Annotated in this window: 1 protein-coding gene; it reads left to right on the forward strand. The window is 38.6% G+C overall.

The features are described 5' to 3' along the window. On the forward strand, nt 1–244 hold a 244-nt coding region (locus BA70_RS19045; protein WP_051691209.1), incomplete at its 5' end, for a terminase TerL endonuclease subunit. Between the last annotated feature and the right edge of the window lie 7 nt (nt 245–251).

The following is a 251-nucleotide window of genomic DNA, read 5'->3' on the forward strand; positions in this document are numbered from 1 at the left end:
TTCTTTACCGACAAAGGATTACAGACAAAAGGTATACGAGGGCAAGGTCATTCATGGGAACGATCCTCTTCTTACTTTTGCATATAATAACGCGATCATTAAACAAGATGCTCAAGAAAATATCATGCTAGACAAAGCAAAGTCGCCACAAAGAATAGATCCAGCTGCAGCAGTGATGAATGCTTTTGCTAGGGCCATGTATCAAAATATGGGAGAAAGTGTTAAATTACAAGATCTCCTTTAAGGCTACT

Source organism: Bacillus zhangzhouensis (genome assembly GCF_000715205.1).
Taxonomy (GTDB): Bacteria; Bacillota; Bacilli; order Bacillales; family Bacillaceae; genus Bacillus; species Bacillus zhangzhouensis.